The sequence below is a fragment of the Zhouia amylolytica genome, from assembly GCF_900116365.1.
GTDB lineage: Bacteria > Bacteroidota > Bacteroidia > Flavobacteriales > Flavobacteriaceae > Zhouia > Zhouia amylolytica.
Genome location: NZ_FPAG01000001.1, coordinates 287,746 through 310,611 on the forward strand (window position 1 = coordinate 287,746; position 22,866 = coordinate 310,611).

At 37.0% G+C, this 22,866-nt stretch carries 17 protein-coding genes and 1 tRNA gene; 10 read left to right on the plus strand and 8 right to left on the minus strand.

From position 1 onward, the window contains the following. Positions 1-9: 9 nt before the first annotated feature. From pth to BM361_RS01230, 3 genes are all read right to left on the minus strand, one after another. Complete coding sequence (pth, locus tag BM361_RS01220; RefSeq protein ID WP_038268612.1) at positions 10-639, minus strand: aminoacyl-tRNA hydrolase; 630 nt, start codon at positions 637-639, stop codon at positions 10-12. 85 nt (positions 640-724) lie between these two features. Continuing rightward, entirely contained in the window at positions 725-1,327 is a 603-nt protein-coding gene (locus BM361_RS01225; RefSeq protein WP_038268609.1) for a 50S ribosomal protein L25/general stress protein Ctc, read from the minus strand. A 19-nt stretch (positions 1,328-1,346) separates the two neighbouring features. Continuing rightward, complete coding sequence (locus BM361_RS01230; protein WP_074976384.1) at positions 1,347-2,288, minus strand: ribose-phosphate pyrophosphokinase; 942 nt, start codon at positions 2,286-2,288, stop codon at positions 1,347-1,349. 146 nt (positions 2,289-2,434) lie between these two features. Here BM361_RS01230 and BM361_RS01235 point away from each other — a divergent pair. From BM361_RS01235 to BM361_RS01255, 5 genes are all read left to right on the plus strand, one after another. Then, a tRNA-Leu gene (locus BM361_RS01235) sits at positions 2,435-2,515 on the plus strand. Between the two features lie 803 nt (positions 2,516-3,318). Beyond that, positions 3,319-6,168, plus strand: a complete 2,850-nt coding sequence (locus tag BM361_RS01240) for a TonB-dependent receptor (RefSeq protein WP_074976385.1) — start codon at positions 3,319-3,321, stop codon at positions 6,166-6,168. 335 nt (positions 6,169-6,503) lie between these two features. After that, complete coding sequence (locus BM361_RS01245) at positions 6,504-8,990, plus strand: outer membrane protein assembly factor BamB family protein (RefSeq protein ID WP_074976387.1); 2,487 nt, start codon at positions 6,504-6,506, stop codon at positions 8,988-8,990. A 148-nt stretch (positions 8,991-9,138) separates the two neighbouring features. After that, positions 9,139-10,293, plus strand: coding sequence for a TIGR03364 family FAD-dependent oxidoreductase (locus BM361_RS01250; RefSeq protein WP_074976702.1), 1,155 nt, complete (start codon positions 9,139-9,141; stop codon positions 10,291-10,293). A gap of 1 nt (position 10,294) precedes the next feature. After that, entirely contained in the window at positions 10,295-10,972 is a 678-nt protein-coding gene (locus tag BM361_RS01255; protein ID WP_074976388.1) for a phosphonatase-like hydrolase, read from the plus strand. Positions 10,973-11,050: 78 nt separating this feature from the next. Here the strand turns inward: BM361_RS01255 and BM361_RS01260 are convergent, their stop codons facing one another. The 4 genes from BM361_RS01260 to BM361_RS01275 form a co-directional block, all read right to left on the minus strand. Continuing rightward, positions 11,051-11,617 (minus strand): helix-turn-helix domain-containing protein, encoded by a 567-nt coding sequence (locus tag BM361_RS01260; RefSeq protein WP_038268601.1) that lies wholly within the window; start codon positions 11,615-11,617, stop codon positions 11,051-11,053. A gap of 91 nt (positions 11,618-11,708) precedes the next feature. Continuing rightward, positions 11,709-12,821, minus strand: coding sequence for an SGNH/GDSL hydrolase family protein (locus BM361_RS01265; RefSeq protein ID WP_139226578.1), 1,113 nt, complete (start codon positions 12,819-12,821; stop codon positions 11,709-11,711). A 12-nt stretch (positions 12,822-12,833) separates the two neighbouring features. Then, positions 12,834-13,769: an alkaline phosphatase family protein gene (locus BM361_RS01270; protein WP_074976390.1), complete on the minus strand. Its 936-nt coding sequence runs from the start codon at positions 13,767-13,769 to the stop codon at positions 12,834-12,836. A 76-nt stretch (positions 13,770-13,845) separates the two neighbouring features. Then, positions 13,846-15,144 carry a DUF5690 family protein gene (locus tag BM361_RS01275; protein ID WP_175496533.1) on the minus strand — a complete coding sequence of 433 codons (1,299 nt, stop codon included), beginning with the start codon at positions 15,142-15,144 and terminating at the stop codon, positions 13,846-13,848. Positions 15,145-15,289: 145 nt separating this feature from the next. Between BM361_RS01275 and BM361_RS01280 the strand changes: the two genes are divergently transcribed. The 3 genes from BM361_RS01280 to BM361_RS01290 are packed head-to-tail and all read left to right on the plus strand — an operon-like array spanning position 15,290 to position 17,576. Beyond that, positions 15,290-15,871: a helix-turn-helix domain-containing protein gene (locus BM361_RS01280; RefSeq protein ID WP_074976393.1), complete on the plus strand. Its 582-nt coding sequence runs from the start codon at positions 15,290-15,292 to the stop codon at positions 15,869-15,871. A gap of 14 nt (positions 15,872-15,885) precedes the next feature. Beyond that, positions 15,886-16,959: a zinc-binding dehydrogenase gene (locus BM361_RS01285; RefSeq protein WP_254785721.1), complete on the plus strand. Its 1,074-nt coding sequence runs from the start codon at positions 15,886-15,888 to the stop codon at positions 16,957-16,959. An 8-nt stretch (positions 16,960-16,967) separates the two neighbouring features. After that, positions 16,968-17,576: a hypothetical protein gene (locus tag BM361_RS01290; RefSeq protein WP_074976397.1), complete on the plus strand. Its 609-nt coding sequence runs from the start codon at positions 16,968-16,970 to the stop codon at positions 17,574-17,576. 33 nt (positions 17,577-17,609) lie between these two features. Here BM361_RS01290 and BM361_RS01295 read toward each other — a convergent pair whose 3' ends face one another. Next, positions 17,610-18,953, minus strand: coding sequence for a deoxyguanosinetriphosphate triphosphohydrolase (locus BM361_RS01295; RefSeq protein WP_074976399.1), 1,344 nt, complete (start codon positions 18,951-18,953; stop codon positions 17,610-17,612). Positions 18,954-19,313: 360 nt separating this feature from the next. Between BM361_RS01295 and BM361_RS01300 the strand changes: the two genes are divergently transcribed. Continuing rightward, complete coding sequence (locus tag BM361_RS01300) at positions 19,314-20,516, plus strand: porin (RefSeq protein WP_074976401.1); 1,203 nt, start codon at positions 19,314-19,316, stop codon at positions 20,514-20,516. Positions 20,517-20,575: 59 nt separating this feature from the next. Beyond that, entirely contained in the window at positions 20,576-22,861 is a 2,286-nt protein-coding gene (locus tag BM361_RS01305; protein ID WP_074976403.1) for an inorganic phosphate transporter, read from the plus strand. Positions 22,862-22,866: the final 5 nt, after the last annotated feature.

Sequence of the window (22,866 nt, forward strand, 5' to 3'; positions counted from 1 at the left end):
TTACGTATTTTACTTACCGTTAAAAGTGTTCATGGTATTATTCATCCCGGCAGTACCGAAAGACTTAATGAGCTCGTATGATTTCTCTAATCTTTCAGGCATTTTCGAGAGTTCATCATCACTCCATTCTCCCAGCACATAGTCTACTTGTTTTCCCTTTGAAAACGAATCTCCTATACCAAATCTAAATCGCGGATATTTATTGGTATTTAATTCCTGTTGAATGTTCTTTAATCCATTATGCCCACCATCACTTCCTTTGCCTTTAACACGGATGGTCCCAAAATCAAGATTTATATCATCTGTAATTACCAATATATTTTCTATAGGAATTTTTTCAGTATTCATCCAATACCTAACAGCCTTTCCGCTAAGGTTCATGTAGGTATTAGGCTTTAAAAACACAAATGTTCTTCCCTTGAACTTAAAGGAAGTAAGGTCACCTAATCTTTTAGTCTCAAACTTTAATGATTCTTTTTCTGCAAAATAATCCAACACTTTAAAACCAATATTGTGACGTGTATCAGCATACTCAGCACCAATATTTCCTAACCCAACAATCAAAAATTTCTTCATAGGATCAATTTCTTGTGTAATCGATTTATTTCGACCAAATATAAGATTTAAAAAACCGGACATATTTGAATTTTGAACAAAAATAAAAAAGCATTCGGTATCAGATACCGAATGCTCATCACTGTATTAAATAATACAATAGGCTTTATTATTTTTTCGCAGCTTCTTTCTCTGCTTTTGCAGCATCTTGAGCGGCTTTCATTGCAGCACGAGATACTCTTACCTGACATACTACAGTGTTGTCCGGGTGCATAAATTTATAATTATCAGCTGCTAGTTGAGTAACATATAATTTATTACCCATTTCTAATTCACTGATATTTGCCTCGATAAAATCTGGCAAGTCTGCAGGCAATGATTTTACTTTAAGCTTACGGTTTACTAAACGTAAAACACCACCAGCCATGATACCAGGAGAGTTACCTACAACTTTTACAGGAATTTCCATAGTTACTTCTTTATCATCTTGTAACTGGTAGAAATCTACGTGTAAAATACTGTCAGTAACTGGATGAAACTGGATATCCTGCATGATTGCATTTAGTTTCGTCCCATCTTCCAGATCAATTACTACGGTGTGTGCATCCGGAGTATAAACCAATTTAGAAAATGCTAATTCATCAGCTGAAAAGTGCAATGGCTTATCCCCTCCGTATACTACGCAAGGTACCTTTCCAGCATTACGTAAGGCTTTAGTAGATACTTTGCCCACGCTTTCTCTTTGAGATCCTTTGATTGTAATTGACTTCATTATATAAAAATTAAATAATTTACATGATAAATTTTGAACTGATAGAAGTATTATGGTGTACTCTATGCATTACATCTGCAAAGAGATCAGCACAGCTTAATACTTTTACTTTAGGACTCTGTTGTCTTAACGGAATCGAATCAGAAACTATTAATTCAGTTAATTTAGAGTTCTCAATTCTTTCATATGCATTTCCAGAAAGCAAGGCATGTGTCGTAATCGCTCTCACACTTAAGGCTCCTCTTTCTATCATCATATCAGCTGCCTTGGTAAGTGTTCCTGCAGTATCAACCATATCATCGATCAGTACTACATTTTTACCTTTAACCTCCCCGATTAGCTCCATGTGCTCTATTATGTTTGCCTTTTTACGTTGCTTATAACAGATAACCACATCACTTTCCAAGAACTTAGAATATGCATACGCTCTTTTAGAACCTCCCATATCTGGTGAAGCAATTGTTAGGTTATCAAGCTCCAAACTTCTTAAGTAAGGCAAAAAGAATGTAGATCCGTACAAGTGATCGACAGGCTTCTCGAAGAATCCCTGAATCTGATCAGCATGCAAATCCATCGTTATAATTCTGGTTGCTCCGGCAGATTCTAATAGTTTAGCCACAAGTTTTGCACCTATCGGCACGCGAGGCTTATCTTTTCTATCTTGTCTTGCCCATCCGAAATATGGCATTACAGCAGTAATATGTCTTGCTGAAGCTCTTTTGGCAGCATCTAATGTTAATAACATCTCCATTAGATTCTCACTACTTGGATGAGTTGATCCTACAATAAAGACTCTGGCTCCACGAACCGATTCTTCAAACGACGGTTGAAATTCGCCATCACTAAATCTGGTATAAGATATCTTACCTAATTCTGTTCCGTACGACTTTGCTATTTTTTCCGCCAATTCTGTACTTTGAGTACAAGCAAAAATTTTAGGATCTGGCACTGTATATGGCATTCTAACGTATTGTTTAGTAGTTACTTAATTGATGTGTTGCGTTTAATGAGGTGCAAATTTAGAAATTTATTCTTAGAGCAAAAGTATAATTGTAGATATTTTTGTTTTAGAAAAGAAAATATTTTATAGATTTGCACTCCGAAATTGCCTCGGTGGCGGAACTGGTAGACGCGCACGACTCAAACTCGTGTTCCTTTGGAGTGTGGGTTCGATTCCCACCCGAGGTACTTTAAAAGCCTGATGACACTTCATCAGGCTTTTTTATTTATACATGTTTTTGTCTTGGCACCGAATATTAATAACTCCCGTTATAACTGAAGTTTCACTTTCACATTGAACAAATATCCTTTAATAAGTATAGAATACCCATGCCTTATCTATGGATTATCCCTAAGGTATCTATGCCTTTGCACCGGGCCTAGACACCTTAAACCAGGAATATGACAGTCTTAGACATACACTACACCCTTTACGAAAAATGAATACACCCCTGTCTATCAGCTGTCTCAGTTTATTCAAACTTAAAAAATTTAAAACCCCTTAACAATCTTAACTTTTAAGACACATAAGGATAACAGTAAAGTAAGGATTTGATAAAAACTAAAATTTACAAATATTAAATAATTATTTCATTTTTGTGGTTCATACACTAATAGCAGTATTAGTCGTTTCTAATTTAGAAGATCCTACATAAAGAGGTATCACTAAATATTTAGAATACGCTTCACAGATATTAAAATGAAGCAGTATTATTTAGGGCATGTAAATCACGTCACTCACACTCTTTTTACAACCACTGCTCTATATAATAAGACTGCACCAAAGGTCAGTCGGCTCATACCGGCTGGCTTTTTTTTGCCCATAAATTCTTTCATATTAAAACATTTTATACTCACCAGGATATTAACATTTCTTTTACATATTAGTAAAACTATGTTGAATATTTGTTAACCTGATAAATTTACAAATAGTAAAATTATAAGTCATTTTTGTGCCGAATTTTAAACTTTACTAACCTTTTAATTCAAAAATGAAAACAATCAAACTAATTAATCTATTTGTATTACTGATCGTATCGTCAGTAAGTTTTTCCCAGAACGGTAGTGTGAAGGGACGCGTAATGGACGGCAATTTTCCACTTCCCGGGGCCACGGTGCATATCCAGGGCACACAGAAAGGAACTACAACAGATTTTGACGGTTATTTTACACTCACCGGAATAAATCAGGACGACCAAGCGTTGGTTGTAAGCTACATTGGATATCAAAAGCAATCCACTACTTTGAATTTTGGCAGCCAAAAGGTATTGGACCTTGGGAACATCACCTTAACTCCTGAAGCTTCCCAATTAGAGGAGGTTGTTGTACAGGGAACTGCCTCCAGAAGATTAAGTGAAGCCAAGGCCCTTAACCTTCAAAAAAATGCATTGAGCATAAAAAGTGTAATTGCCTCTGACGGTATAGGAAAACTTCCGGATCGTAATGCTGCTGAAGCGGTACAGCGTGTACCCGGAGTTTCTATTGAAAGAGATCAGGGTGAGGGGCGGTATGTAGCTGTCAGAGGACTCCCTTCTGAATGGAACGCTACCACCATGAACGGCAACCGTATTCCTACCGGAGCTGATGAAGGTGGAAGCAGGGCTACGGCTTTTGATTTTTTTCCAACGGAAATGATCGGATATGTAGAAGTATCTAAAGCCTTAACTCCGGATATGGACGCTGATGGCATTGGTGGAAGTGTCAATTTCATCACCAAGACAGCTCCATCTAAATTTACGGTTGATGCCACTTTAGGTACGGGATATAATGAAAAATCAGGAAAAGGTATATACAGTGGAAATGTTACCATTGGGAACAAGTCGGATTCAGGAAAAACCGGTTTTATTTTAAGTGTTTCTCAATGGAACAGAAACTGGGCATCAGACAACTTTGAAGCCCGAAGAAGTGGTGATTATGGAGTATATCGCCTGGAGCTAAGAGATTATGTGGGTGAACGAAAAACTACCGGTGTCAATGGTGCCTTTGAATTTAACCCAAGTAAAAGGGATAAAATTTACACTAAAATAAACTATGGAAAATTATTAGATACTGAAATTCATTATAAGCACCGGGTACGTTTTGACAAATTCAATGAGACCACGGAAACCGGACGTGTGGAATTACAAAACATTTACAACGACCTCATATTCGAATTTATCGGTGCTGAACTTGGGGGTAAACACCTTGGCAACCATGGGGTTTTTGACTGGAGCCTGGCTACCTACAGAAATGAATTTAGCTACGGAAACATTCCCGACAGGAATAATAACAGTTACTATGTTGTTAAGTTTAATCAAAATGACGTAGGCTTTAACGCGGACCTTATTGAAGACAGAGGAGTTGGTCCAAGAGCTTACTGGGATTCTGATGGTGGTGCTATGAACTATTTCAGCAATATGTTTGACGTGTATTCGGACCCGAACTTCCAGATGGATCCTACTAAAATGGTATTTGCTGACCTGGAGTTGTATAAAGTGGGTGTTATGGAACGTGATAATGTAATTGCCAGTGCCAATTACGAATTAACCGCAAATGATCAATTGAAGCTAAAATTTGGCGCGAAGTTTAGAGATAAGGACAGAAAGGCCGTATTTGCAGACGAATTTTACGGTTGGTCTGGTAATAATGCTTCACCTACACTTGCTGATTATCGTGAATTTAACATTGAACAACCCGGAAGGCTGGATTATTTAAATGAATTAAATACTTCGGGAGAATCCTTCAACCAGGTTCTTTCTACGGAAGGCATGATTCAATTTTACAAGGATAACTTCTTCAATGGCAACCTTTCTTTGCTTGAAGACGATTCTGAATTATTACGAAACGGTGGTGGTCTTGGAAGGAATTTCAACATCAATGAACAACATGCTTCGGTATATGGTATGGCCACCTATAGCTTTTCTGATAAGCTAACCTTATTAGGAGGACTAAGAGCAACCAATACCAGATCGATCATAGACGGGTATCAATTTGATGTAACACCTGAGAATCCTGATGGAATTTTAAGAAAGGTCTCACAAACCAAAAGCTATCTATCGTTACTACCTATGTTACATTTAAAATACGTTCCTAATGAGAAAACAAATTTGAGGTTTGCGGTTACCAGAACATTTGCCCGACCTGAATTTGCTTATATGGCTCCAGGAGGTACTTATATAGCAGCGGACAATGAATTTAAGGGTGGTAATCCGGATCTAAATCCAACCTACTCATTGAATTTCGACCTTATGGGGGAATTTTACTTAGGTAAGTTAGATGTGATCACTGCAGGAGTTTTCTACAAATCTATTTCGGATCCTATTTTTAATGACACACAACAGGGAACTATAAACGGGATTAGTGGTGTTGAAATATCAAGACCAAGAAACGGAGACAATGCCTGGTTAATGGGTGCAGAGATAAGCGCCAATAAAAAGTTTGACTTTTTACCGGGTTTCCTCAATGGATTTGGGATGCAGGCAAACTACACCTTTACCAAGTCTGAATTCACCATTCCAGGCAGGGAGGGAACAACCAGACTTCCAAGACAGGGAGATCATTTAATCAATGCGCAACTATACTATGAGAAAGGGCGCTTTAATATCAGAGGAGCATACAATTTTAAAGGAGCGTATATAACCGACCATGGCAGTGGCCCTAAGCGTGACGATATTTACTATGGCGATTATTCTGCCCTGGATGCGAATGCTTCCTTCAGAATCAGTGATCATTTTACCATTTTCGCTGAAATCAACAATATTCTTAATGAACCATTAGAATATTATTACGGGGATTCCAGCAGACCGAGACAAGTAGAATTTCATGGTCTGAGAGGACAGGCAGGAATTAAGTGGAGTTTGTAAATTTCATCAATTAACACACATTTAGCATTCATTTTATTCAACCTATAAAAAAGTCAGTCGGGAAGATTCCGGCTGACTTTTTCTATGAATAAAATATTCCAACAGTCAATTCTTCTAATATTTCCTTAACTATAGTTTTATCTCACCATACATAAATTCCGAATATTAGTCACTATATTTGTTTACTTATATTAAAAATAACATCTTTTAATTGCTGTTAATTTTACAAATTGTAATAAACAAGACTCCTAAACACATTAAACTCAAATGAACATCCTTTGATTTCTTGATGTTGTTAAAATTATATGGAGGCATGAATTACCTAAACGAATAACATGAACAAAACAGTTAATCAGATTATTTTCTTATTCATCATTTTCATTTCCCATGAGGTAACCTCTCAAATTAAGGGATCGGTATTTTGGGATGAAAATGGAAATGGGTTAAAGGACAAGAGAGAAAAAGGAATTGAAGGCGCTATTGTATCTAATGGTCTTGAAGTTGTAAAAACGGATAAAAATGGTGTATTTACTTTACCTATTTGGGAAAAGGCTCGTTTTATAACTATTTACCCCGGCGCAAGTCAAGCTGTAAAGACTCGATATATTAAAGTAGATAAGAGCATTAAAACCTACAACTTCGCAATTCAAAAAAAAGAAATCAAAAAAGAAGTTTCTTTTATTCAGGTATCTGACACAGAAACTTTCGAATATAAAGATTGGTTAAACAATTTAAAATCATATAGTAATTCTATAGATCCGGATTTTATAATCCACACTGGTGATATCTGCTATGAATCCGGTATGACCTGGCATGCGGACAATATGACCACTAAAACTATGAATGCTCCGGTCTACTATTGTATTGGAAATCACGATCTGGTTAAAGGCAATTACGGAGAAGAATATTTTGAAAACAAATTTGGTCCTGGATGGTATGCTTTTGAGGAAGGGAAAGCCTTATTTGTTATAACCCCTATGATGGGAGGTGATTTTAAACCAGGATATACACGAGAAGAAATTGGGAATTGGTTACAGAACTTGCTGGACTCTTATCCCAAGGAAATGCCTAAATATTTTTTCAACCACGATTATCTTACCAATGGTGATGAATTTGTATTTAAAATAAATGATAACAAGGAGATTCTTTTAAACAATTACAACATCAAAGCATGGATCTATGGACACCGCCATGCAAATATTACCAAGCTTCACGGTATTACGAATATAAAATCCTACTCAACAGCTACCGCTGCAAAAGGGGGAATTGACCATTCACCTTCTTCATTCCGTGTTATTAAAATTGACGATGCCGGCAGCAGTTCCTCTGATCTGGTATGGACTTTTGTTAACGACCAGTTGCAAATTGTTTCTCCACATCACGATGAATTACACCAACACGGCAAAGAACACGTACATTTATCTTCGAACGTATATAGTTCGAACAGTCCGATTGACAGTGTAAAATACAAAGTATACGATGAAAAAGGTTTAACCTGGAAAACTTATGTAAAAGGCTCCGAGATGCATCATATGACCCAACGATCAGATTGGAACTGGGAAGCCACATTTAAACCAGAGATTCCAAACAATAATTATGAATTAGCCATTGAAGCTTATTTAAAAAACGGGAAAGTATTGTATGACAAACAAAAGTTCACCATTAAACCGGGGGGAAATAAAGCTTTCGATAATAAATGGCACAACCTTGCCGGCAATAGTGCGCATGATGCCGTTGTTAATTTTAATCACACAAAGGACTATGTACTGGAATGGGTTAAAAATATTGGGAGCAACATATACATGAGTTCGCCAATTTTACATGAAAATCATGTATTCACAGCCAGTTTTGATGATGGAAATGCGGAGAAAAATCACATTGTATGCTTTGACACACAATCGGGTCAGGAAGTTTGGAGATATCAAACCCGGAACGGTATAAAGAATCAAATGGTGATTGCCAGAGATATACTTATTGCCACCGATATGCAAGGTTACACCTATGCCCTTAATACCACTTCAGGGCATCTTGTTTGGGAAAAAGATTTAAAATATAACCGACTCCCAGGATTTATATCTGGTCTGGTTACAGATGGAACAATGGTATTTACGGGATTTGGGGAAACCCTATCGGCCATTGAGGTCGAGACCGGTAAAACAACATGGATCAATTCGGACTGGACCGGCGGTTATGGAAGTACAACTACCATGACACTTACCCCTGAAATATTAATAACCTCTGCCAATTGGGGTGCGTTATATGCGCATGATAAAAATACCGGCGAACTCTTATGGAAAAGAAACGATAATGGTTTAAGATTTCGGGATGGCAACATTTTATTCAAAGAGGACAAACTTTGGATCGCAGAAAATGACGGAGCAAAGGGAACATTGCACGTATTGGAACCCAAAACAGGTGAATCAATAAAAACGATAGAAACTCATATTGAAAACAAGAGTACCACTACGCCGATAGTAACTCCTCATTCAATTTATATCGCCGGATCTGATCCCGGAATCGCATCTTATGAAAGAACTACCGGAAATCTAAAATGGTTATTTGAAGTTGAACCTGCATTGTTTTATACCCCTCAATATTATTCAGACCATCAAAGGAGCATTGAGACAACACCCGTATTGGTAGGCGACCAACTTCTATTTGGTGCAATGGATGGATGGTTGTACAAACTGGATGCTATTACCGGTAAGTTAATATGGAAAACAAATCTTGGTGCACCAATATTAACTTCAGCAGCAGTAACCAAGGAAGGATTCTTTATATGTGATTTCGCAGGAAACATCTATTTCTTTAAAAATAAATAAGTTTAATCAAGACGATCACATTTAATATAATCTTAACACTAAACAGGTTTTCAAAGGGGATTTCCTGTTGTTAAATAATTATATATTTTTAATATTTGTAAATATTTTTTACATTAGATAAACATTAATGGGGCAACCATTTAAAATCATGAATAAACAGTACGATTTAGTAGTTATTGGGGGTGGGATTTTAGGTACATTTCACGCCTACCATGCTCTAAAAAAGGGCCTATCAGTTGCTATTTTAGAGAAGGACCTACAACCGATGGGAGCTACAGTCCGCAACTTCGGACAGGTGGTTCCATCCGGAATGGACAGCAAGTGGCAAACTTATGGAAGACGAAGCCTGGACATTTACAAAAGTATTCAATCAAAATTTGATATTTCAGCCAGACAAAACGGAACGGTATACCTGGCTTCTAATGAAGAGGAGGTTCAACTTATTGAAGAATTATATCAAATCAATCAAAATAACAAGTATGCCTCCCAAATTTTAACCAAGGAGGAATGTCTTAAGAAATATAAAGGGTTAAGAAGCGACTATGTGAAGGCCGGTTTATTCTTTCCGGAAGAAATTACCGTAGAATCACGGGTTATGATTTCGAGATTACAGCAATATATGGTTTCTGAATTGGGGCTAACTCTGCATTACCAGATGAACGTAGTGAATTGTGAAACTTTAAATGGAAAAGTTGAAATTACCACTGCTCAGGACGGAATCATTTATGCCTCTAAGGTTATTGTTTGTAATGGCAATGAATTTAAAACCTTATATCCTGAAATTTTTAATCAAAGTGATCTAGAGGTTTGTAAGCTTCAAATGATGCAAACAAAGCCTCAAAAAAATCATGTAATTCCCGGGTCTATACTCACCGGGTGGACCATCAGAAGGTATGAAAGTTTCAGAGAGTGTGCGTCCTACAAAGAGATTAAGGCTAAGGAGGCCATTGATAGTTATCAAAAGCAGTGGGGTGTCCATATCCTTTTTAAACAAGCCACTGACGGTTCGGTTATCATTGGCGATTCGCATGAATATGCCGATGCTAAAAACGCTGACACACTCGGCTTTGACTTAAATATGGAATTGGATGATTTTATGGTTAATGAGGCCAAAAAAATAATCGATCTTCCGAATTATGAAATAGCCCAACGTTGGTATGGGAAATATTCACAATGTAAGAACACAGACATTTTTATACATGATGTGGATGACCACATTCACATTGTGACAGGAATCGGCGGTAAAGGGATGACTGGTAGCGCCGGGTTTTCAGAACAAAATATTGAATTAATATATAATTAGAATGAAGGACCAAAAAATTGAACTTGTTGTTTTTGACATGGCAGGAACAACTGTAGATGAAGACAATGTAGTATACAAAACCTTAAGAAAAGCCATTAATAAGACCGGCTTTGATTTCTCTCTTGAATTCGTCCTTGAACATGGTGCCGGGAAAGAAAAAAAGCAGGCGATTATAGATATTCTTGCCGAAGCCAATGTACATGATACAGCTTTGGCGGAAAGTGCATTTGAAGACTTCAAAGGACTTTTAAAAGAAGCTTATGACACTTTGAATGTATCAACTTATGAAGGCACCAAAGAGTTGTTCGATTCATTAAGAAGCCGAGGCATAAAAGTTGCTCTTAACACGGGATACGATGCTAAAACCGCCAATTTACTCATAGATAAGTTAGGTTGGGAAACAGGTAGGGATATCGACCTATTGATTACTGCTTCTGACGTAGAAAACGGTCGTCCGAATGCTGATATGATCACACTGATCATGGATAAACTTCAGGTCTCTGATGCCCATCATGTGGTAAAGGTTGGTGATTCTATCATCGACATAGAAGAAGGGAAAAATGCTCACTGTATATACTCAATAGGTGTAACAACGGGTGCACATACCAGAGAACAACTTCTAACAGCCAACCCTGAATACATCATTGACTCCCTTAAAGAATTAGAGTCAATTCTATAATATCAAACATTCATTTGTTTTTTTTTAATTTGATTTACTTTTACGATTAAAGGGCTTTAAGCAATTAAAGTCCTTTTTTTACAAGTAGAAATACATCACCAGCATTTTTGCTTTCTGATCTGATTTATTAACCGGCACGTGTGGTATTCGGCCATCAAAGAACAAGGCATCACCTTCATTTACGGTAACCTCGTCATCTCCAATTATATAATTACAGCTTCCGCTTAACATATACTTAAATTCAAAAGCCTCGGTAATTACTTTATCCCGCTTTGAATTAGGAGAAACCTCTAACAATACAGCTTCGAAACCAATAGATGAGAGTTGTTTATTGAATATGAATTTATACAAAAAGCCTTCGGCCTCATCTTCTTTTTCAATTACAGAGAATTCAGAGGATTTAGTAAGGATATAAGAAGATCCGTTTGAATTTGGCATACCCAGAAAGAAATCTGTAACCTCAACTTCAAGTGCTTTTATTATATTAAATAGGACTGGTAATGAAGGAATGGTTCTTCCGTTTTCAATTCTGGAAATCAGCCCATTACTAACGTCTGCTCTAGATGCGATTTCACTAATGGTCTTTTTATTATCCTTTCGAATTTCTTTTATTCGTTTACCAATACCAATTATATAGTCTTTCATCTGTCTAATTTGCAGACAAGATATTCAAAATTTAGAAAACGTATTTAACAAATTCGATCTTTTACATAACAATACACCCAGACACCTCTAATTATTCTATTAACTGCTGCTCTTTTAAAAACTTTTCATACGCCCTGGCATATTGTATCATCCCATGGTCATTCGGATGTGTTCCGTCGACAAAAGCATCAACCCCCAATCCAATTTCTTCCTTCGTCAGCATATAGATATGCTGAACTCCATTTTCAATCATTTCGTGATAAACATCAGTTACGACTTTATTAAGTGAGGTATATAGCTGCTTTCGATCCTGTTGCAGGGCACCATCGGAATATCCTCCATGTTGTACTAGTAGCATTGGAGTTTTTTTATGTTTTGACCTTATTAATGTTATGGCTTCCCTAAGTCTTTTTCGGGCTTGTTCGGGCCCCATATTATCCCTGGTAAAGTTTGGCATGCAATCTAATATAATGGCCTCAGCATCATATTTAGTAAAGTAATCCAATATTGGTTCTTCGAGCAATCCATTTCCTGAGAAACCTAAATTCACTATAGGCCGAGCTAGGTTACGCGACAAAATATTCGTCCATGCCATTCCCGGTCTTGAAGCGCATGCTCCCTGAGCTATCGACGTTCCATAGACAACTAAAGGCTTCTGTTTTGTCTTATTCTCTCTCTTGATTTCAAGGTTATTATTTTTCGGAACCCCTATTTTCAGCCATTCAACCTTGGTGTATAATGGTAAATACAGGTAATAAACCCTTTCTGAAGACCTTTTAGATATCCCGGAATAATTATAAGAAATGGTATCCTGAAATCTATAATTCCCCCGAATCCAACACCATTCACTGGGTCCGTCAAGGGCATATAAATCTACTCCACTTACTCCTGTAGCAGGCATATGAGGCATACTTTTATTCCCTTTGACCTGGTATTCCACACGTATTTTTTCGGCATCCGTAGTAAACTGAAGATACAAGCCTGCTGAGTGTTGAGACAATCTCCAAACCGGTTCTCTTACCTCAGATTTCAAAGCCAAAGGCAGTCTATTGAACCTATCAATGTCTTTGTCAGCCAATCGACCGTTTACTTCGGTTGGCTTAATTTTGGTCCATATAAACTCCTCTTTTACCTGGGCGTCGGCTTCTATTGGATTTAGGCTACCGAATAACAAACACAGGAATATATAACTTAACTGTTTCAAATCTCTGATCTATTATTCCTTAATTACTCCTGACGGAACTTGTCCTACCCATGATTTTGGGGTGTTATCACAATTAAATAATTCTGCAATTACAGCGGCCGTATTCGTATTATTATTTGGCGACTGAAAGGTTGCTGAGCTGTTAATTTGGGGTCCAACAATAGCCCATGGTACAGTCATCTCCACTTCACTCACGCCACCGTGGCCATTACCTTTACCACCATGGTCTGTAATTAATATAAAATGTGTGTCATCAAAGAGATCCTTTTCTTTCATTTGGTTCATTAGTTGTCCAATGGCAACATCGGCTTCTTCGATTGCCTTTATATATTCAGGAGACATCCATTTATGTTTATGTCCGGCATGATCGGTATGTACTGAATACAAAAATATTAAAGTAGGATCGTTTTTATGTTTCTCTGCAAACCGGACAGCATATTCATAATTTTCGTGATAGGCATCATCCTCCAGGAAATTAACCTCATCCAGGTATCGTTGATTGATAGGGTTAATTAGATTGCCCCAATTATAATAATAAGCCGTTTTAATCTCAGGCACCTGTTCCTTCAGCACTTTAAAAATAGAAGGGTAATAGCCATCTTCATCTTGTTCGATCGGAGGGATATTATTTTTTTCAATAGTCCACCCATTACCATCTACACCGTGTTGTTCTGGCCCTCCTGAAGTTAAATGGCTGGTCCAGTTAGGCAAGGTTACGGATGGCATTACGGTTCTGGTAGTAAAAGATATCATACCATTACTAAAAAGTTTATCCAGATTTGGATGTTTAGCTGTTTTATAACCCGCTACACTGATTCCATCCAGTCCGAGAATGATGACACGTTTTGCCACGGGCTTCTTATCCTGTTTTGACACCGATTGAGTACTATTACAACTTATTGTAACAGCTAGCAAAAGCACTAAAATCCAACGTATATTTTTTACCATAACTAAAATAACTTTACAAATATTAAAAACACAAAGTAAAGAAAAAGTAATAAATAAAGCTATAAGAAATTAATTGTTACAGTTCCCTTGGCAGCTCACCAAACACTTTTTCAGGACTTTTGGCAATATTAAAATACAGCATGGTTAGGGATACCAATACCAGCATACCTATAGCAGATTTTATATTAAGATTCACAAAAAACTCTACCCAAGTCTGGTTATATTCAAATACTTCTTTCAGGAGCAATACCATGACACTTCCCATATACCCAAAGGCATCTGCCGTATAGAATAAAAAGCCAATGTTCCCTTTGTATCTCAAAAATGCAATTAAACGCTCGAATATAAGGCAATGGAAAAGGATGTAAGGTAAATATATACCCACCCCGGTACTAATCATCCAGGCAACGGGAGAAATCAATGAGTTTTCAAATAGCAGGGTAGCCAACAGGACCATTAAGGATCCTAAAACGGTGAGCCACATTCCTATATTAAAAGCCAGTTTATTTTTTCTGATGATGATACCCATGGCAGTAAGTACCAGTACAATGACAGCCACAGGAATTTCCGTTAAGGTAATTAGTTCCGGTTTTTGTCCATATCCCAATTCGGCCCAAAATTCCACTACAAAGTTGTCTCTAAAATCCCGAACAATAGTTAATAACACATATATGATCACCAGTCCTGCGAATCCTATCCCATGCTTTCTTATAAATTCTTTTCTTTTAGCGCGATCCATTGGCACCCTTTCGGTTCTTTCCTTCACATCGCGATCATCTGCTTTTTTAGAATGCTTAAGCATCCAAACTGCCAATAAGAACAAGGGAAGAAAGAGCAAACCAGTTATAAAAGGCATGATGTATTCAGCCACACCATAATCTTGCATTAACACCACTCCTACAGTCTTAACCAAGCCTGTTGAAAAAATAAACGTGGTACTTAAGGCTGCTGCAAGTAATTCGGTATTTCTCCTCCCTTCAATATAGGAGAGGACCACGCCAAAAACCATCCCCAGGGGAAGTCCGTTTAGAAAAATAGCCAACACCTTCAATTGTGGCGGAACCACAGCAAAGACTCCGAGCATGGCCAAACCAAAAACTACGAGACCAATTAACCACTTCACCCTCTTGTGGGGAGCCATTTCTGAGATAATTTTAATGCCTGCAAATTTTGACAGCATATAGCCTAACACCTGGCTAATCACCAACACTGTCTTTGCATCAACATCAAAACTAAGTCCTAAATCGAGGTACTGACCTGCTAAAAATGATTTACGTACCGCATACATTCCTGTATAGCATAAAAATGCAGCGATCATAATCCAAGCCGAGCTCAACCAACTTGATGTCATCATTTTATTTTTAAGTTCCTTCATTACCAGCAGATTTTGAGTTTATCGCAAATGTAAACTTCATGGCTTCACCATAAATTAAGGGAATGTAAAGTAACAGTTAAATTTTCTTATTAATAAATAAATTTTCTTATCAAGAAACTATCTTTGTTTTTTTAAATTACGAATTATGACCGAAAACAAACATATAACAATATGGATTGGAAAGAAAATCAGAGAGTTGCGGATTGCTAAAAATTGGAAACTGGGTGATCTGGCTCATTATTCTGAAGTAAGCATTCCGATGATCTCAAAAATTGAGAACGGTAGAGTATTCCCGACTTTCCCAACCCTTCTGCAAATCTTAAAAACCTTAGAGGTTGATCTTAATGAATTTTTTGAAGATGTAAATCAGGGCCCCAAATTTCCCGGGCATATTTTAGTAAAAAGAGAGGATTGCAAAGAAACATCTAAAGAAGCTTCTATAGGTTTTAAGTATGAAACAGTACTCACACATTCCATAAGTAATGTTTCACTTGAAATATCGATTTTAACCCTAGATCAAAATGCGACAAGAGAGCGTGTTAGCACAGAAGGGTTTGAGTACATCTATATTATCAAAGGTGACATTACCTATAAACTAGGAGACAAAACCTTTAATTTAAAAGAAGGAGATTCTCTTTATTTTGATGGCAGACAACCCCATGTCCCTTTAAACAATCTAGACACTGAATCTGTTTTGCTAGTCGTTTACTTTATAACCACCATTTAAGAATTATGAGCACTATGATGGCTTCTGCAAAAATATTTAACAGACCTAATGAACCGTTTAGTGATTTTGAAGTTGAAATTCCAATTCCTTCAGCTAATGAAATAGTTGTAAAAATAACCTATACCACTATTTGTACAAGTGACTTACATACTTATTACGGCAGAAGGAAATCTCCAAGCCCGAGTATTTTAGGCCATGAAATTATAGGTAAAATAGTTAAGCTTGGAGCTAACGTCCATAAAGACTATAATGGTAATACACTTAATGAGGGGGATATGATAACCTGGTCTGTTTATGCCTTTAGTTCAGGAAATCCAATGGATCAAATAGGTATACCACAAAAATCTCCCGACTTATTCAAGTACGGGCATCAAACTATATTAAACGACTCTCCGTTAAGTGGGGGGTTTGCCTCTCATTGTATTTTGAGAAAAGGCACTTCGGTATTTAAACTTTCGGAAGCATTAGAGGCTTGTGAAGCAGCCCCTTTAAATTGCACTCATGCGACCATTGCCGGGGCTTTAAGGTTAGCCGGCACCTTAGAAGGCAAAAATGTATTGGTTTTCGGTGCCGGTATGTTAGGTCTTTCTGCCTGTGCAATGAGTAAAGAAAAAGGAGCTAAAAACGTATATGCGATCGACCTGGATAAAGAACGCTTAAAATCAGCCACTTCTTTCGGAGCTACGGCATCATTTCCTGCCTCTTTAAGCGATGAAGAAATCCAAGATCAGTTAAAATCTGAAAAGATTGATGTGGTAATTGACACCACAGGGAATCCTAAAGCAATGGAATCTGGCATTAATTTATTAACTTTAGGAGGTATCGCCGTTTGGGTGGGTGCCGTATATAGTGCACCTAAAACACAAATTAATGCAGAAACAGTAGTGAGAAAAATTTTGACGGTTAAAGGATTACACAATTACACTCCGGATGATCTTGCCTTTGCTATAGATTTTCTTAACTCCTGCCATGAAAAGTATCCTTTTAAGGAATTAGTAGGGCAGGAATTTTCACTAAACGAACTTGACGAAGCATTTGAAACTGCTCAAAGCGGCACGTATTACAGAGTTGGTATAAATCAAAATTAATTAAGACTATGAACCTGTTAAAGATTGTATTTATTTTATTAATCCTTTCATCCTGTAAGAATGACAAGAAGGAAGGACACGATATCCCTGAAGTTCAAGACACCACAAAAATTGAAACTTCTCAAGAAACCAATAAGGAGGCTGAACAGTATATTAAAAACAGTTATGACGATGTCCTTGCCAAGCGGATTGGCGGATACATAACAGATAGTATCGTAAAAAAGGATATTGACTTTTTAAATGCTACTGATCGTCGTTTTCAATTTTATACTACTGACTTAAACGGGGACCAAAACAAAGAAATATTCGTTTTGCTTAACGGCTCTTATTTTTGTGGCTCGGGAGGTTGTACAATGCTTTTACTAAATTCTGACTTGAGCGTTATCACTTCCTTTACGGTTATGACACCTCCCTTATTTATTGAAAAGCGAGAAGATAAGGATTGGGCCGTATTACTCATAAGAAACGAAGGAGCTTTAAAAGAATTAATTTACAAGGACGGATCCTATCCTTCCAACCCTTCTATTCTACCGGATGCTCCATATGATGCTCCAAGCGGACATGCCCAAATAGCCTTTGACGATAACTTCAGCAAGGCAAAAACATATACCTTTTAAGAAAAGACAAAGGCTGCATGAATTTGCAGCCTTTTATTTTAATGAACTTCCCGTTAATTTATTAAACAACAAAACAGCGTTACCATCGGTTAAACCAGCTACAAACTGACACACAGACAGCAACATGGTATAGACCGAACCTGATTTGGTGTATTTTTCCGGAAGTAATTCCAACACTAACTTATCATAATTAGAGGCTGTACCGTTATTGGTACGAATTAAGGCATCTGAAAACGCCCCTAATAATGTATTTAATATTTTATATCCTGCGATTTCCTTATGTACTACCTCTGTACTCCTATAGATATTATTAATACTTAATTGTATAATATCATTTATTTGAGCGGTATATTTTGATTTATCCAGCAAAGCACAATCAAAAGTTCCATCTAATATACTTTCTTCATTCTCCAGAAATATGCGAGTTGCATCACTTATCAAGGTATTAATAGAAAGTGCTCTTAAGTAACTTAGTCGGTCTTCCTTGGTGGTAAGTGAATGATATTTCTTTGTATTGATGGAATCTCTCACCAGGTTAATAAGATATTCCAGCGCATATTCTTCCTGAATTAACCCCAAATTAATACCATCCTCAAAGTCTATAATGGTATAACATATATCATCAGCGGCTTCCACTAAGAATGCAAGGGGATGACGAGCAAAAGACAGCTCTTCTCCACCAGAGGTTTTGATTAACCCCAGATCATTCGCAACTTCACTAAACGATTCTTTTTCAGCCTGAAAAAATCCAAACTTCTTATCTGCGATGTGCCTGGTAGGTTTTTTGGGTAATGATTCCTTCGGATATTTTGTGAATGCACCCAGGGTAGCATAGCTCAATCGCAAGCCTCCTGCAATTCCTTTTCTGCTCTCAGTTAATATTTTAAATCCATTCGCATTTCCTTCGAAATCTATTAAATCCTGATATTCTTTGGGTGTTAATTGCGGTTTATAGTTTTGTCCTGAGCCGTTCTTAAAAAATTCACCAATAGCTTTTTCTCCGCTATGTCCAAATGGAGGGTTTCCAATATCATGAGCCAAAGCAGCTGCTGCAACTATAGCTCCGAAATCATTAAATCGGTAACCATGAACTTCACTCAAATAAGGATGCTTTTCTAATATTGCTTTTCCAACGGCTCTTCCTAAACTTCTACCTACTACTGACACTTCCAGGCTATGGGTTAACCTCGTATGAACAAAGTCTGTTTTAGATAATGGAATTACCTGAGTTTTATCTTGTAAACTTCGAAATGCCGAAGAAAATATAATACGATCGTAATCTACTTCAAATCCTAATCTCGTTTCATCTTGTTCTTTCCTTAATCGTTTATGATGGTCTCCATAGCGTTTTAATGATAATAAATCTTCCCAGTTCATTGCAAATATTAAATAATGATGGCAATATACGCCAATTCACAAATATCATCAGAAGGGCTCTTAATTTTATATTAACATTATCGGTTAGAGTTAATAATTAGATAATATTATGGTTACGTGCATCTCAAAAATGAAAGCGATTTTTGGCATTGTCTTTTTAAGGCATTTCATTTAATCATTAGTTTTTGTCGACTTGATTTATGAAATCATCAGGGCTGCCAATTGCATTTGGCAGCCCTTTTCTTACAGTAACTCATTAATAATCTATAAATTAAACTTATATTGACTAAAGATTAATATCCAGGTAACATTAAATTAACATTGCAATCTGTTCTTTGCGGCGACAAAAACTAAGAAATAATGAAATTAAAGACTTTAGCATTCGTGCTATGCTTTTCACTGTTTTCAGCGGTGTATGCGCAAGAGGTAAAAGCTCCTAAGTTTGGCAAAGGAATTCTAAATCTTACAGGGGAAGACAATAGTTGGAGTATGAGATTAGGCGCAAGGATTCAAATGTTATCTATATATGACTGGTCAAACGAAGATGGTCATCTTGTTAATCCGCAATCGAACATTCTAATCAGACGTGCACGTATTAAAATGGACGGATTTGCTTTTTCTCCAAAATTTAAGTACAAAATTGAGTTAGGTTTATCTAACAGAGACATTGCAGGTGCTTCGATTTACACAAGAAACACACCCCGATATATTTTAGATGCCGTTGTAAAATGGAATTTTTACGAAAACTTTACACTATGGGCAGGACAAACCAAATTACCGGGTAATGTTGAACGTGTAATTTCGTCGGCCAACCTACAAATGGTGGATCGATCTATCTTAAACTCCACCTTCAATATTGATCGTGATATGGGGATACAGCTAAGACATCATACCAACCTCGGTGAGAATTTCATCATGAGAGAGATTGTCTCTGTTGCACAAGGTGAAGGCAGGAATGTGGTAACAGGTAATATTGGAGGTTATCAATATACAGGAAGGCTTGAATTATTACCTTTTGGATTGTTCGAGAATAAAGGAGATTATACCGGAGGTGATTTGAGCAGAGAGAAGACCCCTAAGTTAATGATCGCAGCTTCTTACGATTACAACAATAATGCTGTAAAAACACGAAGTAACCAAGGATCTTATATGGAGACAGACAACGGTCTTTACGAAACAAATATCACCACTTTCTTTGCAGATTTAATGTTTAAATACAAGGGTTTTTCAGTAATGGCTGAATATGCTGACAGGAATGCTGACGATCCTTTTGCAAGAAATTCAGATGGTTCACTCACCGGAGATGTTGTTCAAATCGGAAATGGTTTTAACCTTCAAGGGGGCTATTTATTTAAAAACAACTGGGAGGTTTCAACGAGATATTCAAATGTTGAATTGGATCAGGCGGTAACAGGAAAAGAAGAGCAAAACCAATATACAATTGGACTTTCCAAGTATATTGTAGGACACAAGTTAAAGGTTCAAACAGATATTAGTTATATGGACATCGCAAACGTTAACGATCAGTTGATGTGGCGATTACAATTGGACGTACATTTTTAAATTAAAAACAATTCGTGTTCAGAGAATTTAAACTAACTTGAGCACATTTATTAGTAATTATGGAAAACATTTATTTGTTAATGATCGTTGCCCTGGCTGTGCTCGCAGTAGCCGATTTAATTGTTGGGGTTAGTAATGATGCTGTTAACTTTTTAAACTCTGCAATCGGTTCGAAAGCCATATCTTTCAAAACCATTATGATTGTGGCCAGCATCGGGATTTTTGTAGGTGCCGTTTTCTCGAGCGGGATGATGGAAGTTGCCCGAAAAGGGATTTTTGTACCTGAACATTTCATGTTTAATGAGATCATGATCATTTTTATGGCGGTAATGATCACGGACATTCTCTTACTTGATTTTTTCAACACACTTGGGATGCCTACATCTACTACTGTTTCTATTGTATTTGAATTGTTAGGGGCTGCGGTTGTTATGGCTCTTATCAAGGTCTCAACTTCAGAAACGGAAACTTTAGCAGATATTTCGAAGTACATCAATTCAGATAAAGCCTTAATGATCATCTCGGGAATTTTGCTCTCAGTAGTCATTGCTTTTACCATTGGTGCTCTTGTACAATATATATCTCGTCTTATCTTTTCATTTCACTATAATGAAAAGATGAAGAAATTCGGATTCCTTTTCGGAGGTGCTGCATTAACTGCTATTACTTATTTCATCTTCATGAAAGGTCTTAAAGGAACTCCTTATTATTCTGACTTAAAAGGCATCCTGGAAGGGAATGAATTAATAATCATCGCGGGAAGTCTTGTCGTATGGTCTTTGTTCTCCTTTATTTATATGAACATCATCAAAAAGAATATCCTGGTGCTTGTTATTATCATCGGTACTTTTGGATTGGCATTAGCTTTTTCAGGGAATGACCTGGTAAACTTTATTGGAGTTCCAATGGCAGCCTACCACTCGTATGAAGCCTGGTCGGCATCTGGAATGGATGCTACCGCCTATTCTATGGGTGCTCTTTCAAAAAAGGTTCCTACAGAGCCTCTACTATTATTTTTAGCGGGAGGTGTTATGGTACTGACTTTATGGTTTTCTAAGAAGGCTAAACGTGTTACCGAGACTGAGATTGGATTGTCAAGACAAGATGAAGGACAAGAAAAATTTCAACCGAATTTACTTTCAAGAACAATTGTAAGAGGTGCTACCAAAGCCAGTAAAGCACTTTCACATTTATTACCAGAGAAAACAAGAAAGAAAGTTGAAAAACAATTCGAAAAGCCTGTCATTAATGTAAGAAAAGACAAGAACTACGAATTACCGGCGTTTGACCTTATTCGTGCATCAGTAAACCTAATGATTGCTGGGGTTCTTATTTCAATAGCAACTTCACTTAAGCTACCTTTATCTACCACTTATGTAACCTTTATGGTAGCTATGGGTACTTCATTAGCGGATCGTGCATGGGGTAGAGAAAGCGCTGTATATCGTGTAGCGGGGGTATTTAATGTAATCGGTGGATGGTTCTTCACAGCTATTTCAGCCTTTGTAGCTGCTGCTACCATGGCATACATTATTTACATTGGGGGACCTGCAGCTATTGCTATATTACTATTCTTTGCCATAGTGTTATTGGTTAGAAACTACATCAATTACAAGAAAACATCCAAAGAGCTCAAAGCTGAAGACAGCCTTAAGAAGTCTGAAAGCAGTTCTATTCAAGGTGTTATTGAAGAGAGTGCAGACAACATAGCAGCTGTTGCAAAAAGAAGTAACAAAATCTTTAGCTCTGCCATTACCGGACTTTCAAAAGAAGACCTTAAGGAATTGAAAAAATGTAAAAAGGGTATTGCTAAACTTTCCTCAGAGGTTGATGAATTAAGAGACAATATATTTTATTTCATTAAAAACCTTGACGAATCTAGCGTTGGAGCAAGTAATTTTTACATCAATGCAGTTGGTTATTTACAAGACATGACGCAATCGCTTGAATACATTGGGAAGACCAATTACAAGCACGTCAACAACAACCATAAAAAACTGAAATTCAATCAGATCAAAGATCTTTTAGAAATTCAAAAACACATGGGTGATCTTTTCAAGAAGATCGAAATGACTTTCGATGACCGATCATTTGAGAACATTGAACAAATTCTTGATAATGAAAAGTCACTACTAGAAAATGTATCTGATAAAATACAGAAACAGGTATCAAGAACTCGTACAGAGGAATCGAGCCCTAAGAACACTACCTTGTATTTTGGACTACTCATGGAGACCAAAGATTTAATCAATGCTGTAATGGACTTACTCGAACTTTATTATAAAGAATACGACAGTTCTGTTCCGGCACCTAGCTTAGAAGAAATACCAGAAGAAGACCAATAGATCAA

What these genes read in the sequence shown, in the direction of transcription:
- BM361_RS01255 (WP_074976388.1), top strand. Translation starts at nt 10,295, where the DNA reads ATGAAGGACCAAAAAATTGAACTTGTTGTTTTTGACATGGCAGGAACA.
- BM361_RS01290 (WP_074976397.1), top strand. Translation starts at nt 16,968, where the DNA reads ATGAACCTGTTAAAGATTGTATTTATTTTATTAATCCTTTCATCCTGT.
- BM361_RS01295 (WP_074976399.1), bottom strand. Translation starts at nt 18,953, where the DNA reads ATGAACTGGGAAGATTTATTATCATTAAAACGCTATGGAGACCATCAT.
- BM361_RS01280 (WP_074976393.1), top strand. Translation starts at nt 15,290, where the DNA reads ATGACCGAAAACAAACATATAACAATATGGATTGGAAAGAAAATCAGA.
- BM361_RS01250 (WP_074976702.1), top strand. Translation starts at nt 9,139, where the DNA reads ATGAATAAACAGTACGATTTAGTAGTTATTGGGGGTGGGATTTTAGGT.
- pth (WP_038268612.1), bottom strand. Translation starts at nt 639, where the DNA reads ATGTCCGGTTTTTTAAATCTTATATTTGGTCGAAATAAATCGATTACA.
- BM361_RS01240 (WP_074976385.1), top strand. Translation starts at nt 3,319, where the DNA reads ATGAAAACAATCAAACTAATTAATCTATTTGTATTACTGATCGTATCG.
- BM361_RS01300 (WP_074976401.1), top strand. Translation starts at nt 19,314, where the DNA reads ATGAAATTAAAGACTTTAGCATTCGTGCTATGCTTTTCACTGTTTTCA.
- BM361_RS01245 (WP_074976387.1), top strand. Translation starts at nt 6,504, where the DNA reads ATGAACAAAACAGTTAATCAGATTATTTTCTTATTCATCATTTTCATT.
- BM361_RS01225 (WP_038268609.1), bottom strand. Translation starts at nt 1,327, where the DNA reads ATGAAGTCAATTACAATCAAAGGATCTCAAAGAGAAAGCGTGGGCAAA.
- BM361_RS01260 (WP_038268601.1), bottom strand. Translation starts at nt 11,617, where the DNA reads ATGAAAGACTATATAATTGGTATTGGTAAACGAATAAAAGAAATTCGA.
- BM361_RS01275 (WP_175496533.1), bottom strand. Translation starts at nt 15,144, where the DNA reads ATGAAGGAACTTAAAAATAAAATGATGACATCAAGTTGGTTGAGCTCG.
- BM361_RS01230 (WP_074976384.1), bottom strand. Translation starts at nt 2,288, where the DNA reads ATGCCATATACAGTGCCAGATCCTAAAATTTTTGCTTGTACTCAAAGT.
- BM361_RS01305 (WP_074976403.1), top strand. Translation starts at nt 20,576, where the DNA reads ATGGAAAACATTTATTTGTTAATGATCGTTGCCCTGGCTGTGCTCGCA.
- BM361_RS01285 (WP_254785721.1), top strand. Translation starts at nt 15,886, where the DNA reads ATGATGGCTTCTGCAAAAATATTTAACAGACCTAATGAACCGTTTAGT.
- BM361_RS01270 (WP_074976390.1), bottom strand. Translation starts at nt 13,769, where the DNA reads ATGGTAAAAAATATACGTTGGATTTTAGTGCTTTTGCTAGCTGTTACA.